The organism is Pseudarthrobacter sp. NPDC092424, from assembly GCF_044754925.1.
In the GTDB taxonomy this organism is placed as follows: Bacteria; Actinomycetota; Actinomycetes; order Actinomycetales; family Micrococcaceae; genus Arthrobacter.
On the sequence record NZ_JBIVQC010000002.1, the window covers coordinates 31,266 to 46,024 of the forward strand.

At 66.5% G+C, this 14,759-nt stretch carries 13 protein-coding genes; 8 read left to right on the top strand and 5 right to left on the bottom strand.

Annotated elements, in window-relative coordinates:
- Positions 1 to 86: 86 nt before the first annotated feature.
- From ACIQCN_RS03170 to ACIQCN_RS03185, 4 genes are all read left to right on the top strand, one after another.
- A complete protein-coding gene (locus ACIQCN_RS03170) occupies positions 87 to 560 on the top strand; it encodes an FHA domain-containing protein (protein WP_400608344.1) in 474 nt (157 codons plus the stop codon).
- A gap of 23 nt (positions 561 to 583) precedes the next feature.
- Complete coding sequence (locus ACIQCN_RS03175; protein ID WP_400608346.1) at positions 584 to 1,300, top strand: MerR family transcriptional regulator; 717 nt, start codon at positions 584 to 586, stop codon at positions 1,298 to 1,300.
- Positions 1,300 to 1,803: a bifunctional nuclease family protein gene (locus ACIQCN_RS03180; RefSeq protein ID WP_377217014.1), complete on the top strand. Its 504-nt coding sequence runs from the start codon at positions 1,300 to 1,302 to the stop codon at positions 1,801 to 1,803. The genes ACIQCN_RS03175 and ACIQCN_RS03180 overlap by 1 nt, the downstream gene beginning before the upstream one ends.
- A 234-nt stretch (positions 1,804 to 2,037) precedes the next feature.
- The gene (locus ACIQCN_RS03185; protein WP_400608348.1) at positions 2,038 to 2,631 is read left to right on the top strand and encodes a MerR family transcriptional regulator; all 594 of its coding nucleotides are present in this window, start codon (positions 2,038 to 2,040) and stop codon (positions 2,629 to 2,631) included.
- Positions 2,632 to 2,716: 85 nt separating this feature from the next.
- Here the strand turns inward: ACIQCN_RS03185 and ACIQCN_RS03190 are convergent, their stop codons facing one another.
- A complete protein-coding gene (locus ACIQCN_RS03190; protein WP_400608350.1) occupies positions 2,717 to 3,526 on the bottom strand; it encodes a ParA family protein in 810 nt (269 codons plus the stop codon).
- A gap of 315 nt (positions 3,527 to 3,841) precedes the next feature.
- Here ACIQCN_RS03190 and ACIQCN_RS03195 point away from each other — a divergent pair, with 315 nt between their 5' ends.
- Complete coding sequence (locus ACIQCN_RS03195; RefSeq protein WP_400609379.1) at positions 3,842 to 7,237, top strand: pyruvate carboxylase; 3,396 nt, start codon at positions 3,842 to 3,844, stop codon at positions 7,235 to 7,237.
- 79 nt (positions 7,238 to 7,316) lie between these two features.
- Here the strand turns inward: ACIQCN_RS03195 and ACIQCN_RS03200 are convergent, their stop codons facing one another.
- Entirely contained in the window at positions 7,317 to 9,134 is a 1,818-nt protein-coding gene (locus ACIQCN_RS03200; protein WP_400609381.1) for an AMP-dependent synthetase/ligase, read from the bottom strand.
- A gap of 177 nt (positions 9,135 to 9,311) precedes the next feature.
- Here ACIQCN_RS03200 and ACIQCN_RS03205 point away from each other — a divergent pair, with 177 nt between their 5' ends.
- Positions 9,312 to 10,385 (top strand): ROK family glucokinase, encoded by a 1,074-nt coding sequence (locus ACIQCN_RS03205; RefSeq protein ID WP_400608356.1) that lies wholly within the window; start codon positions 9,312 to 9,314, stop codon positions 10,383 to 10,385.
- Positions 10,386 to 10,398: 13 nt separating this feature from the next.
- Here ACIQCN_RS03205 and ACIQCN_RS03210 read toward each other — a convergent pair whose 3' ends face one another.
- From ACIQCN_RS03210 to ACIQCN_RS03220, 3 genes are read right to left on the bottom strand one after another with little or no spacing between them, the layout of a single operon-like run.
- The gene (locus ACIQCN_RS03210; protein WP_400608358.1) at positions 10,399 to 10,887 is read right to left on the bottom strand and encodes a hypothetical protein; all 489 of its coding nucleotides are present in this window, start codon (positions 10,885 to 10,887) and stop codon (positions 10,399 to 10,401) included.
- On the bottom strand, positions 10,874 to 11,662 hold the full coding sequence (locus ACIQCN_RS03215; RefSeq protein WP_400608360.1) for an alpha/beta hydrolase: 789 nt from the start codon (positions 11,660 to 11,662) through the stop codon (positions 10,874 to 10,876). Before ACIQCN_RS03215 ends, ACIQCN_RS03210 begins: the two co-directional genes overlap by 14 nt.
- Positions 11,659 to 12,447 carry an alpha/beta hydrolase gene (locus ACIQCN_RS03220; RefSeq protein WP_400609383.1) on the bottom strand — a complete coding sequence of 263 codons (789 nt, stop codon included), beginning with the start codon at positions 12,445 to 12,447 and terminating at the stop codon, positions 11,659 to 11,661. Before ACIQCN_RS03220 ends, ACIQCN_RS03215 begins: the two co-directional genes overlap by 4 nt.
- A gap of 113 nt (positions 12,448 to 12,560) precedes the next feature.
- On the opposite strand from ACIQCN_RS03220, the gene ACIQCN_RS03225 reads away from it, so the two are divergent.
- On the top strand, positions 12,561 to 13,289 hold the full coding sequence (locus tag ACIQCN_RS03225) for a lysophospholipid acyltransferase family protein (protein WP_400609385.1): 729 nt from the start codon (positions 12,561 to 12,563) through the stop codon (positions 13,287 to 13,289).
- Positions 13,290 to 13,354: 65 nt separating this feature from the next.
- Positions 13,355 to 14,746 (top strand): class II 3-deoxy-7-phosphoheptulonate synthase, encoded by a 1,392-nt coding sequence (locus ACIQCN_RS03230; protein WP_400608365.1) that lies wholly within the window; start codon positions 13,355 to 13,357, stop codon positions 14,744 to 14,746.
- Positions 14,747 to 14,759 lie beyond the last annotated feature (13 nt).

Genomic DNA, 14,759 nt, shown 5'->3' on the forward strand with positions numbered 1-14,759 from the left:
CCAGGTGCCGGGACCGGGCCTGCGGCGCAGGCCCGGAGGGCAATTGTTGCCGTGGCCGGTGGCCGCGGCGGGAAGAGGAGGAATCCATGGCTGGCCACACACACAACCCTGCCGACGGGGAACACGGCACGGGTGCGGCCGGGGCGTCGGAGACCACTTCCATCCACCTCACCCCGGTCCGGGAAGAACCCACCATTGCTCCCAAGCTCTCCGGTGAGGAACGCAGTTCCATCGAGGCGCTCCCGGCGGGGTCGGCCCTGCTCGTGGCGCACAGCGGCCCCAACGCGGGCGCGCGCTTCCTGCTGGACTCAGACGTCACCACGGCGGGCCGCCACCCGGATGCGGACATCTTCCTCGACGACGTCACCGTTTCGCGCCGCCATGTCGAGTTCCGCCGTACTTCCCGCGGGTTTGAGGTAGTTGACATGAACAGCCTCAACGGCACCTACGTCAACCATGACCGAGTGGACTCCGTAGAGCTTAAATCCGGCAGTGAGGTCCAGATCGGCAAGTTCCGCCTCACCTTCTACCTCAGTCCTGCCGGCGCAGGCCGCAGCTGATTCGGGGACCGCTGCCTGTGGCAATGGCACAACCGGACCGCCGGGCACCCCAGGTCCTGAATATCGGGGAAGTCCTCGCCCAGCTCAGCGGCGACTTTCCCGGCATGACCGCGTCCAAGATCCGGTTCCTTGAGGAAAAGGGGCTGATCAACCCCCGACGCACCCCCGCCGGCTACCGCCAGTACGCCGAGAGCGACGTCGAACGTCTGCGGTTCGTGCTGGCCCTCCAGCGCGACCAGTACCTGCCGCTGAAAGTCATCAAGGACTACCTTGACGCCATCGACAGGGGGGACCGGCCCGAAAACCTGCCTCCCGGCGTCGTGGTTTCCCCGCGGATCGTGTCCGACGAACTTGCCGCCGAGCTGCAGAACCGCGGGCGGAAGCTGTCCGAAGAGCAGCTGCGCGCGGAGTCCGGCGCCAGTGTCCCGCTGCTGCAGTCGCTGCTGAGTTTCGGACTCATCAGCCACACCAATGGCCGGTTCGACGAGCATGCGCTCCAGGTTGCACGTGCCTGCGTGCAGCTCGAAAGCCACGGACTCGAACCCCGGCACCTGCGGCCTTTCCAGGCTGCGGCGGAGCGCGAGTTCGGCCTGGTGGAACGCGCCGTGGCGCCGCTGGCGTCCCGGAAGGATTCCGCCTCCCAGGCGCGGGCTGCCGAGGCTGCCCGCGAAATCAGCGACCTTTGCCTCACCCTGCACCGGGCCCTGGTGCAGGACCATATCTCACGCATGGATATCTGATGATTGAAGTCGAGATTGTTGGCGTCCGGATCGAACTGCCGTCCAACCAGCCGCTGGTGCTCCTCCGGGAGCTGCACGGTGAACGGCATGTCCCCATCTGGATCGGCACCCCTGAGGCCAGTGCCATCGCGCTTGCCCAGCAGGGCGTGGTTCCGCCGCGGCCCATGACCCATGACCTGCTGGTGGATGTGGTGGAGTCGCTGGGTCATTCGGTGGTCAGCGTCAACATAGTGGCCGTGGAGGACAATATCTTCTACGGGCAGCTGCAGTTCGAGAACGGCACCACCGTCAGCTCCCGCGCGTCGGATGCCCTTGCCGTGGCCCTTCGGGCGAAGTGCCGTATCTGGTGCGCGGACTCGGTGATGGAAGAGGCCGGAGTCCGAATCACCGAACACGATGAGGGCGAGGACGCCCAGCCCAGCCCCACCGTGGACGAGGAACGCGAGCTGCGGCGCTTCCGCGAGTTCCTGGATGACGTAGAGCCGGAAGATTTCGACGGCTAGGTCACGTTAAGGTTAAAGTTCAGCCTGAAAGTTTCGACACGCCAGGGCGAAGCAGCCAGGGTCTTTGACCTGGAGCCCGGCCGGCCCTAACGTCGAAGTATCAAGTTCCCATTGCTTACGGCAGCCGCGCAAGTCACACTGGAAAGTGCGCCCCGCGAAAATTACACGCATGGTCTTCGGGCCGGCCAGGCTGTTGCAATTGATCCCCGGGAGCTAAGGACAAGGAGGATCCCCGTGAGTCCCAAAGGCGAAGCAGGCGGGCTGAAGCAGCCCACAGGCGGTGTTGCTGTGCCCGCGGGCGGTGCCCAGGGCCTCCTCTTCACGGAAGACCTTCCCGTCCTGGATGAGGACGCCGGCTACCGCGGTCCCACTGCCTGCAAAGCGGCCGGAATCACCTACCGCCAGCTGGATTACTGGGCCCGCACCGGACTGGTTGAGCCCGCGGTCCGGGGTGCGGCAGGCTCCGGCTCGCAGCGGCTCTATGGTTTCCGTGACATCCTGGTCCTTAAGGTGGTCAAGCGGCTCCTGGATACCGGTGTCTCCCTTCAGCAGATCCGTTCCGCGGTGGAACACCTCCGGGAACGCGGGGTCGAGGACCTGGCGCAGATCACGCTCATGAGCGACGGTGCCAGCGTATACGAATGCACCTCCGCGGACGAGGTCATCGACCTGGTCCAGGGCGGCCAGGGCGTCTTCGGTATTGCCGTCGGCCGGGTCTGGCGTGAGGTGGAGGGCAGCCTGGCCGCCCTGCCCAGCGAGCACGCGGCAGAACAGTCTTTCCCGGACGATGAGCTCAGCAAGCGTCGGGCCGCTCGCAAGATCAGCTAGCTCCGCAGCAGGATTAAAACGGTGAAGGCCGCCCTCCAGCAGGAAGGGGGCCTTCGCTGCGTGGAGGCGGGCCTGACGGTTCCGCCTAGCGGGTCCGGGGACGCAGGCTTCCGGCTGCCATGAGGTTTGCCAGCAACTGGTCGAAGAGCCCGGCCGTCGTCTTCGCCGAATCGCCGGGCCAGTGGTGGACAGGGTGGGCCGCGCCCTGGATCTGCTGCCAGTTGGCCTGTTCCGGAATACGGGGGTTCAAGAGCAGATCCCCGAACATCGATTCCATTTCCGCGAGCCGGTAGGTGTGCTCTGACGACCCGGTGCGCACGCGGTTGGCCACGATTCCGGCCGGGGCCAGGTTGGGGGCGAATTCCTGGCGGAAGAGCTGGATGGCACGCATAGTCCGTTCGGTTCCGGCCACGGAAAACAGGCCGGGCTCGGCCACCAGGGCAACCTTGTCGCTGGCCGACCACGCAATGCGGGTCAACCCGTTGAGCGAGGGCGGGCAGTCGATGAGGACCAGGTCGTAGTTCCCGGCCCCCGCGAGCACGGCAGAAAGCCGGCGGAGGTCACGGCGGCCGAGGTCCGGCCGGTCGTAGATCCCGGTGAAAGCAGAGCCGACGGCGACATCGAGGACAGCGGATCCGTTGCCGTTCGCATGGGAAGTCCAGGTGCTGCCCACCACGTTGTCCGTGAGCCTGGCCTTGCGCGGGTTCTTGAGCATGCGGCCAATATCGAGCTGGTCGCCGGGCTGGACGCCGAGCGCCGTTGTGGCGTCCGCGTGCGGATCCAGGTCCACCACCAGCGTGCTGATTCCCGTGGCCAGCGCCGCAGACGCCAGTCCTGTGGTGACGGAAGTCTTGCCGACTCCACCCTTGAGGCTGCTGATGCTGACTACTTGCACTTGAGAGACCAAAACCTAACGCCGGATGCCGTGTTCGGGGTAGTGTTTGCTCCGGCGGTACCGAAGCCGGACGGCGCTGCCGCCCCACCCATCATATGTTGATGCGCCGGGGAAACCCGCCTTGGGTGGGCTCCGGCATGCAGCGTGGCCGCGTGGGGGTGCTGCTTCAGCGGCGGCCCGCCTGCAGTCTTCCGGTGCTGCCGTTCTGGAGATGACGGGAAAGTTTGTGATGGTTGACACAAAGATTTGTGTTTGCCCTTGGAGGTCCTAGACACTGTGACCACCCGTTCCACCCCGCAATGATGCAGGAGAAGTATGTTTTCCAAAGTTCTGGTGGCCAACCGCGGCGAAATCGCGATCAGGGCCTTCCGCGCCGGCTACGAGCTGGGCGCAAAGACCGTTGCCGTGTTCCCCCAAGAGGACAGGAACTCCATTCACCGGCAGAAGGCCGATGAGGCGTACCTCATCGGTGAGGAAGGCCACCCCGTCCGGGCCTACCTGGACGTGGCCGAGGTTATCCGGGTGGCCAAAGAATCCGGAGCCGATGCAATCTACCCCGGTTACGGCTTCCTGTCCGAGAATCCTGACCTGGCGCGTGCGGCAAAGGAAGCGGGTATCACCTTCGTTGGTCCGCCGGCGGAAGTCCTGGAGCTGGCAGGCAACAAGGTTGCCGCGCTGAAGGCGGCCCGGGATGCCGGGGTGCCTGTACTTAAGTCCAGCGCCCCGTCCAAGGACCTGGACGAGCTCCTGGCTGCCGCGGACGGAATCGGATTCCCCATCTTCGCCAAAGCCGTGGCCGGCGGCGGCGGCCGCGGCATGCGCCGCGTTGACACCCGCGAGGCCCTCCCCGAAGCGCTCAAGTCAGCCATGCGCGAGGCGGACGCGGCCTTTGGCGACCCCACCATGTTCCTGGAGCAGGCCGTCCTGCGCCCCCGCCACATCGAGGTGCAGATCCTGGCGGATGCCGAGGGCAACGTCATGCACCTCTTTGAACGCGACTGCTCCATCCAGCGCCGGCATCAGAAAGTCATCGAGATCGCACCTGCGCCCAACCTGGACGAGGGCATCCGGCAGGCCCTGTACCGCGACGCGGTCAAGTTCGCCAAGGCGCTGAATTACGTCAACGCCGGCACGGTGGAGTTCCTCGTGGACACCGTGGGTGAACGTGCGGGACAGCACGTTTTCATCGAAATGAATCCCCGCATCCAGGTGGAGCACACGGTCACCGAGGAAGTCACGGACGTGGACCTGGTCCAGGCTCAGATGCGGATCGCCGCGGGCGAAACACTCGCCGACCTCGGCCTCTCCCAGGAGACCGTCAAGCTGCGCGGCGCGGCCCTGCAGAGCCGCATCACCACCGAGGATCCCGCCAACGGCTTCCGGCCTGACGTCGGAAAGATCACCGGCTACCGCTCCGCCGGTGGCGCGGGCGTCCGGCTCGACGGCGGCACCGTCTACTCGGGTGCCGAAATCAGCCCCCACTTCGATTCCATGCTGGTCAAGCTGACCTGCCGCGGCCGGGACTATCCCGCCGCCGTGGCACGTGCCCGGCGTGCCCTCGCCGAGTTCCGCATCCGCGGCGTGTCCACTAACATCTCCTTCCTGCAGGCGGTGCTCGACGATCCGGACTTCATCGCCGGCGACGTAGCCACCAACTTCATCGACGAGCGTCCCCAGCTGCTCAAGGCCAGGGTGTCGGCGGACCGCGGCACCAAGCTTCTCACCTGGCTGGCCGACGTCACCGTTAACAAGCCCAACGGCGAACTGACGGTCCAGTCGAACCCCGCGGACAAACTGCCCAACGTCAAGGACCGGCCCGCGGCCGCAGGTTCCCGGCAGCGGCTCCTGGAGCTTGGCCCCGAAGGATTTGCCCGGGCGCTGCGGGAGCAGACCGCCGTCGCCGTCACGGACACCACCTTCCGCGACGCGCACCAGTCCCTCCTGGCAACCCGTGTCCGCACCCGCGACCTCGTGGCTGCAGGTCCCGCGGTCAGCGCCCTGATGCCGGAGCTGCTGTCCGTCGAGGCCTGGGGCGGCGCCACCTACGACGTCGCACTCCGCTTCCTGGGGGAGGACCCCTGGGACCGGCTGTCGGCGCTCCGCAAGGCCATGCCCAACGTTTGCCTGCAGATGCTGCTGCGCGGCCGCAACACCGTGGGTTACACGCCCTACCCGGAGGAAGTCACCGAAGCCTTCGTGAACGAGGCGGCCGCTACCGGCATCGACATCTTCCGGATCTTCGATGCGCTGAACGACGTCAGCCAGATGGCACCCGCCATCCGCGCCGTCCGGGCCACGGGGACCGCCGTCGCCGAGGTGGCGCTGTGCTACACCGGCGACATGCTGGACCCGGCCGAGAAGCTTTACACGCTTGACTATTACCTGGAGCTCGCCGAGCGGATTGTCGACGCCGGCGCCCACATCCTGGCCATCAAGGACATGGCGGGACTGCTTCGGCCCGCTGCCGCGGCCAAACTGGTGTCCGCGCTCCGTGAACGCTTCGACCTGCCGGTCCACCTGCACACGCACGACACCGCGGGTGGCCAGCTGGCAACCCTGCTGTCCGCAGTGGACGCCGGCGTGGATGCGGTGGACGTCGCCTCCGCGTCGCTGGCAGGCACCACCAGCCAGCCGTCGGCCTCTGCGCTGGTGGCCGCCCTGGCCCATACCCCGCGGGACACCGGCCTGAGCCTGGATGCCGTCAGCTCCCTGGAGCCCTACTGGGAAGCCGTGCGCCGCGTTTACGCTCCGTTCGAGTCCGGACTGCCGGGCCCCACGGGCCGCGTGTACAAGCACGAAATTCCGGGCGGCCAGCTGTCCAACCTTCGCCAGCAGGCCATGGCGCTGGGACTGGGGGAGCGCTTCGAAGCCATCGAGGACATGTACACCGCCGCGGACCGGATCCTTGGGCACCTGGTCAAGGTCACGCCGTCGTCCAAGGTTGTGGGCGACCTCGCACTACACCTGGTGGGCCTCAACGCCGACCCGGCGGACTTCGAAGCAAACCCGCAGAACTACGACATCCCCGACTCGGTGATCGGCTTCCTTTCCGGCGAACTCGGCGACCCTCCGGGCGGCTGGCCGGAACCCTTCCGCACCAAGGCCCTGCAGGGCCGGAGCGTGAAGGTCCGTGACGTGGAGCTGAGTTCCGAGGACAGCGCGGCGTTGAAGTCCGATTCGAAAACCCGCCAGCAGACCCTGAACCGCCTTCTCTTTGACGGTCCCACCAAGGACTACCTCAAGAGCGTGGAGACCTACGGCAACATCTCGGTCCTGGATACGCGCGATTACCTGTACGGCCTCCAGCGCGGCCAGGAGCACGAGATCCAGCTGGAGAAGGGCGTGCGGCTGATCGCCTCCCTGGAGGCGGTCTCGGAGCCCGACGAAAAGGGCATGCGCACCGTCATGTGCACCCTCAACGGCCAATCCCGTCCCGTGGTGGTCCGCGACCGTTCGGTGGTCAGCAACGTCAAGGCCGCCGAGAAGGCCGATCCCGCCCAGCCGGGACACGTTGCGGCCCCGTTCGCCGGCGCCGTCACCGTCACCGTCAAGGTGGGTGACACCGTAAATGCGGGAGACACCGTTGCCACGATTGAGGCGATGAAGATGGAAGCGTCCATTACGACGCCGGTGGGCGGCAAGGTGGCCCGCCTCGCCATTTCAGCGGTGGAACAGGTGCAGGGCGGGGACCTGCTCCTGGTCATCGAGTAACCCATAAAGCATTCGCGGGGTCACCTCCGGTCCAATAACGGCGCGTTATTGGGCAGGAGGTGACCCCGCGTTGCTTTTCCTAGCCGTTGTCAGGGCGCTTGGCGCTGTACATCTCCTCGATGACCGTTTCGAAGTCCTTCATCACCTGTGCGCGCTTGACCTTCATGGACGGGGTGAGGTGGCCTGAAGCTTCCGTGAAGTCTGCGGGCACAATCCGGAAAGACTTGATGGCTTCAGCCTGCGAGACGGAAGCATTGGCGGCCGTGATGACATCCTGCACGGCGGCTTTGACCACCGGATTCATGGCAGCCTGTTCAAGCGTCATGTCGCCGGGCAGGCTGTGGCGCTGCAGCCAGCCCGGGAGGGCCTCCGGATCAAGCGTGACCAGGGCGCCGATGAACGGCCGGTTATCGCCCACCACCAGCACCTGGGAAACCAGCGCGTCGGCCCGGATCTGGTCCTCGAGCAGCGCGGGGATCACGTTCTTGCCACCTGCCGTCACGATGATTTCCTTCTTGCGGCCGGTGATCCAGACGAACCCGTCGTCATCGAGTCTCCCGATGTCCCCGGTGCGGAACCAGCCGTCGTCGAACGTTTCATTCGTGAGGTCAGGGCGCTTGTAGTAGCCGCGCATGACGCTGACGCCCTTGGCGAGGATCTCGCCGTCACCGGCGATCCGGACGGCGTTGCCGGGCAGCGGCTTGCCCACCGAACCGATCTTGATCCTGGCCGGAGTGTTAACGGAGACCGGCGCGGTGGTTTCCGTCAGGCCATAGCCCTCCAGCACCTGCAGCCCGATGCCTTGGAAGAAGTGGCCCAGGCGTTCGCCCAGGGGACCGCCACCGGAGACCGCGTGCGAGACATGGCCGCCCATCGCTGCCCGAAGCTTGCCGTAGACCAGCTTGTCGAACAGGGCGTGCTTGAGTTTCAGGCCCAGCCCAACGCGGCCGTCCTGCCGCGCCTTGGAGAATGCAATCGCGGTGTCCGCGGCCTTATGGAAGATGGCGCCCTTGCCGCCGTCCTCGGCCTTGGTCAGGGCTGAGTTGTACACCTTCTCGAACACGCGGGGCACGGCAAGGATGAACGTGGGGCTGTAGCTCTGCAGATCGCCCAGGAGATTCTTGATGTCCGGCGTGTGGGCCACCGTGGTGCCCGCTGCCATGGCCAGGACCGAGATAAACCGCGCGAAGACGTGGGCCAGGGGGAGGAACATGATGGTCTTGGCACCTTCGTGGACGATGTCGCCGATGATGCCGAGGGCGTTCTCGGACAGTTCCACAAAGTTGCCATGGGTGAGTTCGCAGCCCTTGGGCCGGCCGGTGGTTCCGGAGGTGTAGATAATGGTGGCCAGGTCCTGCAGGCCCGCGGAGGTACGGCGGGATTCGAGCTCGTCGTCACTGACGCCCCGGCCTGCCTCCCGCAGGGAATCCAGGCCTGCTCCTTCCAGTTGCCAGACGTGCTGGAGGTCAGTGAGTCCCTCGTTCGCCACGGCCTGCCGGATGATGGCCTCATGGTGTGCTGCTTCGCCGAAGGCTGCGACGGCTCCGGAATCCCCGAGGTTCCAAGCCACCTGGGAAGGGGACGAGGTTTCGTAGATGGGAACCGAGACTGCGCCGGCGAACCAGATGGAAAAGTCCACGAGTGCCCATTCATACCGGGTGCGCGACATGATTCCCACCCTGTCGCCGGGGTTCACTCCGCTGGCGATCAGGCCCTTGGCCAGGGCGCTGACGTCGGCCAGGAACTCCGTGGCGGAGATGTCCTGCCAGGCGCCGGCCGCGTCGAGGCGTGAGAACAGCGCCGGGTTGCTGGCCTTGCCGGCCTGCCGCAGCACCAGGTCGGTGATGTTGGTCTCCGGGGGAACGACAACCAGGGGCGGAACACTGAATTCACGCACTATAGCTCCTTTGATATCCGTGGCCCAAGCAGGGGCATGCCTAAAGACTAGTACGCCTCCCGCGGGCTGTGCAGTACCTAAAGTTACTGTCCGGTAACTTAGCCGTCAATGGCCGAACAGTTGACACAAACAACATCCGTCACGGCCGGCAAGGAGTCGGTCCTAGAATGGGGCACTATGTACGCTGCGCCTGCCGGGGGATCTTCCGGCCTCCTGAACAGAAGGACGCCCTGGCGGAAACTGCCCGCTTCCCGCCGTCCCCGGCTGCGCGGCGCAGGCTTCCAAGGCCGGCTGCGGCCGGCCCGCCGTGGCCTGGCGATCGGGATCGATATCGGCGGAACCAAGGTGGCGGCGGGCGTGGTGGACCCGGACGGCCGGATCCTGAGCGAAGCGCGGCGCAACACGCCCGGCAGTGATCCCCGGGCGGTGGAAAAGGTCATCGTGGAGCTGGTCGAAGAGCTGGGGCGCGGCCGGCGGATCCGTTCGGTGGGCATCGGCGCGGCCGGCTGGATGGACCTCGACGGCGGCACGGTGCTGTTCAGCCCGCACCTCGCCTGGCGCAATGAACCCCTCCGCGACAACCTCCAGCAGCTGCTGCGCCGCCCGGTTTTCCTGGCCAACGACGCCGATGCCGCGGCGTGGGCGGAATGGCGCTTCGGTGCCGGGCAGGGCGAGAGCCGCCTGGTGTGCATCACCCTGGGCACGGGCATCGGGGGTGCGATGGTCATGGATGGCCGGCTGGAGCGCGGCCGTTTCGGCGTGGCCGGCGAGTTTGGCCACCAGGTCATCATGCCGGGCGGGCACCGCTGTGAATGCGGCAACCGGGGCTGCTGGGAGCAGTACGCATCAGGAAACGCCCTGGGCCGGGAGGCCAGGACTTTGGCCTCCGCCAACTCCCCGGTCGCCCAGGACCTCCTGGCAGCGGTGGCAGGCCAGGCCGACGCCATCACCGGAGCCACCGTGACGGAGCTGGCACTGCGCGGGGACGGAGCGTCCCGCGAACTGCTCGATGAGGTGGGCGAATGGCTGGGCCTTGGGCTGGCCAACCTGGCCGCGGCCCTGGACCCGGGGCTGTTCGTGATCGGCGGCGGCCTGTGTTCAGCCGGAGACCTCCTGGCGGAACCGGCGCGCAAGGCCTTTGCCCGGAACCTGACCGGCCGCGGATTCCGTCCGGCGGCGGACATCCAATTGGCCGCGCTGGGGCCCAATGCCGGCCTCATTGGCGCGGCTGACCTGTCGCGCATCCGTTAGGACATGGGGGCAGCTAAACGCGGGCGCCGTCGTCGTCCTCGTCCTTCTCCTGCGGAAGCTGCATGATCAGGTACACCGTGCCCAGGACGAAAGCCGCCACGATGCCCAGGATGGCGGGCAGGGGAGCGGAGCGCCAGAACATGGCCGCGAAGAGCAGCGCCACCGGCCCGCCCACGGCGGCGAGCCAGGCAAGCATGGTGAGCGGCTCGGTGCCGGCAAGGCTGGGTGGCTCCTCGGGGATGAACCGGCCTTCGTCGTCGTCATCCACTGCGTAGTCGCGCGGACCGGGCGCGGCGGGATCAGTGACCGGACCGCCTGCGAGCCCCAGGGGGTCGAAGTCGCGGAAAGCCGGCCGCGGAGGGGGCGCTTCGGCGGTGCCCGGCGCCGGGGAGACCGTGCCGGTGTTCGGCTGGTCCCCCTCCAGGCGTGCCACAAGGTCCAGCCAGACGGCATCGTCCTGGTTGGCGCCCTGGTCCGCCGACTCCGGGTCAGGCCTGGTCATGGCGGACTTCCTCTCCGGGGGCGGCGGGCTGCAGGCGCCGGATAAAGTCCACTGAACCCTGGAAGATCTTTTCCGCATCGTGGTCCAGCGTGGCCACATGGTAGCTGTTTTCCAGTGGCACGAGCTCCAGCGGCGCGTGCGTGAGCCCGCGCCGCAACACCCGGATGCTGGCATCGGACACCACATGGTCGCGCGTTGACCGGTACACCTGCACGGGCGCGCCAATCCGTGGGAGCAGCCGGATGGTGTCCTTGAACATCTTGTTGACCTCGTGCGCCGCAGCGACGGGAGTCCTGGCGTAGGCAGCCTCGTCCATTCCCGGCTTCAGGATGTCATTGGCGATGGCGGGAGTACTCTTCATAACGAGCTTAAGGATGCCGGCCAGCGGAGCCCGGACGTCGTCCACCACCAGACCCGGATTCACCAGGATCACGCCCGCTACGGGGCGGGTGGCGGCAATCCGCAGGGCGAGCGTCCCGCCCATGCTCAGGCCGGCTGAAAACACCTGGTCGCACTCGGAGTCCAGCTCAAGCCAGGCCTGGTCCAGGGCATCATGCCACTGCCGCCACCGGGTTCGGGACAGGTCCTGCCAGGTGGTGCCGTGCCCGGGCAGCAGCGGCATGCGCACGGCAAAACCGGCTTCTGCCAGTGCCTCGGCCCAGGCCCGGAGGCCGTGCGGGCTTGCTGTGAAGCCGTGGGAGAGGACCACTCCGGTCCGGGGGCCCTGGAGGGTGGCGGGACTGCGGAAGGGGCTGTGGTCCGGAACGGACGTCATGGAGTCTCCAGGGCATTGGTCTGGTGTGCATGGGCGTTGAAGAAGGCGCTTGACCCCCCGAAGATCAGGGGCGCATCAACGTCCAGCGTAGCCACATGTCCGCTGCTGGCAAGATCAACCACCTGGGTAAGCCGCGGGCCCAGCCGCCGCCGCAGGAGGGCCAGGGAGGTGGGTGGCACCACCACGTCGGTCCGGGACTTGAAGACCTGGACGGGGGCATCGATCCGGTGCAGCCCCCGGATGGCTGCACCGTACAGCTTCTTGAGCTCATGTACCGCAGCCAGCGGCGTGCGGGAATAGTCGCCGTCGTACGTGGCGGCCGCCGTGGGTTGCTCTTCCTCGATGGGAAGCGTGGTGCGCTGGAAGTACTTCAGGACACCGATGACACGTATGCGGCGGTCGTAGAAGCTCAACCCCGGATTGACAACGGAGACGCCGGCTACGCGGTGCTTCGAAGCCGTCAAAAGTGCCAGCGCCCCGCCCATGGAAAGCCCCGCGACAAAGCAGGTCTCCGTGCGCCCGCGCAGCTCAAGGAAAGCGGCTTCATAGCTGCGGTACCAGTCGCGCCAGCCGGTCCGCGCCAGTTGGCGCCAGTCCGTGCCGTGCCCGGGCAGGAGCGGGACGGATACGGCATAGCCCTGGGCGGCCAGGTGTTCCGCCCACGGCTGGACGCTCAGCGGGCTTCCGGTGAAGCCATGGCAGATCGCTACGCCAATGCGGGCGTTCCCGCCGTGTCCCGGGTAGCTGAGAGCCGCGGGACGGGGCGGGATGCTGCTTTCGGTCATGCGTCCATCGTGTCACTGTTCCGGACAATTCTCACTAGAGTAGGGTTGCATTGAGCTGCCCGCCAGGCCCGACCAGAAGGCCTTGAAAGTCGCCGTCCGGAGAGGTTCGCCACGTGTTTTATTGGGTCATGAAGAGGATCTTCCTGGGTCCGGTGATAAAGCTGTTGTTCCGCCCCTGGGTCAAGGGTCTGGATAACATTCCGGAAGAGGGCGCCGCGATTATCGCCTCAAACCACCTGTCCTTCTCGGATTCCATCTTCATGCCCTTGATGGTCCGCCGTCCCGTGGTATTTCTCGCGAAGTCCGAATATTTCACCGGCACCGGCGTTAAGGGACGGCTCACCGCGCTGTTCTTCCGGCTCACCAACCAGCTGCCGATGGACCGCTCCGGCGGCGCGGCGTCAGCCGCTTCGCTGAGCGCCGGGATGGAAGTGCTGATGCACGGCGGCCTGCTGGGAATTTACCCGGAGGGTACCCGCAGCCCTGACGGCCGGCTGTACCGGGGCAAGGTTGGCGTTGCCAGGCTGGCGCTGCAGGCGGCCGTCCCGGTGATTCCGGTGGCCATGATCGGGACGGATAAGGTGCAGCCCATAGGGAAGCGCCTCCCAAACATCCGGCGGATCGGCATGATCTTCGGTGAACCCATGGACTTCAGCGGGTTCGGGGACCAGGCGGAGGACCGGCTGGTGCAGCGCCAGGTTACGGACCAGATCATGTTCGAACTCATGCGCCTGTCCGGGCAGGAATATGTCGACGAATACGCTGCCGCGGTCAAGCTCCGGCTGGCCGCGGAGGCCGCAGCGCCGGGAGAGCCGGGCGTGGGAGCTTCCGGCGGCGTGTGACGCGCCGGGTCCACAGCGTGACAGGGCAGTGTCGGCCACAGGAACACGGGCGCTAGGCTTAGAGGGTGACTGAGCTATCTGCCAAACCCGCCTTTTCGCTGTCCAGCACCGCCCAGAGCGGAGCCGCCAACTATCCCGGACTGGACGACTGGCGGGACCTTCCCATTTCCCAGCAGCCCAGCTGGCAGGACAAGACCGTTTTTGATGCCTCGGTTAAGGAACTTTCCGTCCTGCCGCCCCTCGTTTTCGCGGGTGAAGTGGACGTCCTCCGGGAGCGCCTCGCGGCCGCGGCACAGGGCAAGGCCTTCCTGCTCCAGGGCGGGGACTGCGCGGAAACCTTTGAAGCCGCCACGGCGGACAAGATCAGCGCGAGGGTCAAGACCATCCTGCAGATGGCTGTCGTGTTGACGTACGGCGCTGCGATGCCCGTCATCAAGATGGGCCGGATGGCCGGCCAGTTCGCCAAGCCCCGCTCCTCCAACGACGAAACGCGCAACGGCGTGACCCTCCCGGCCTACCGCGGCGACATCGTCAACGGCTACGAGTTCACCCCCGAATCTCGCGGCCACGACGCTGCACGCATGCTCCGTGCCTACCACACGTCTGCCTCGACCCTTAACCTGATCCGCGCCTTCACCCAAGGCGGCTTCGCGGACCTGCGCTCGGTGCACCAGTGGAACAAGGGCTTCACGGAAAACCCCGCACACGCCCGCTACGAATCCCTGGCCCGCGATATCGATCGGGCCATCAAGTTCATGGACTCCTGTGGTGCGGACTTCGAAGCCCTCAAGCGGGTGGAATTCTTCGCCAGCCACGAGGCGCTCCTGCTGGATTATGAGCGTGCCCTCACCAGGATCGACTCGCGCACCGGCTTCCCGTACGACACGTCCGCGCACTTCCTCTGGATCGGGGAGCGCACCCGCGAACTTGACCACGCACACGTGGACTTCCTGTCCCGGGTCCGGAACCCGATCGGCGTAAAGCTTGGCCCCTCCACCACCGGCGATGACGCCCTGCGCCTCATCGACAGGCTGGATCCAGAGCGCGAGCCGGGCCGCCTGACCTTCATCACCCGCATGGGCGCAGGGAACATCCGTGAGAAGCTGCCCGCCGTCGTCGAAAAGGTTACTGCCTCCGGCGCGCAGGTACTGTGGGTCACCGACCCCATGCACGGCAATACCGTCACCTCCCCGAACGGCTACAAGACGCGCAATTTCGACGACGTCATTGACGAGGTGCGCGGGTTCTTCGAAGTGCACCACGCCCTGGGCACGGTCCCGGGTGGCCTGCATGTCGAGATGACCGGCGATGACGTCGCCGAGTGCCTGGGCGGCGCCGACCCCATCGACCAGGAAGCCTTCCTGGACCGTTACGAGTCCGTCTGCGACCCGCGGCTGAACCACATGCAGTCGCTGGAAATGGCGTTCCTGGTGGCAGGCGCGCTGGCCAGGCACTGATCAGTGCATTCAT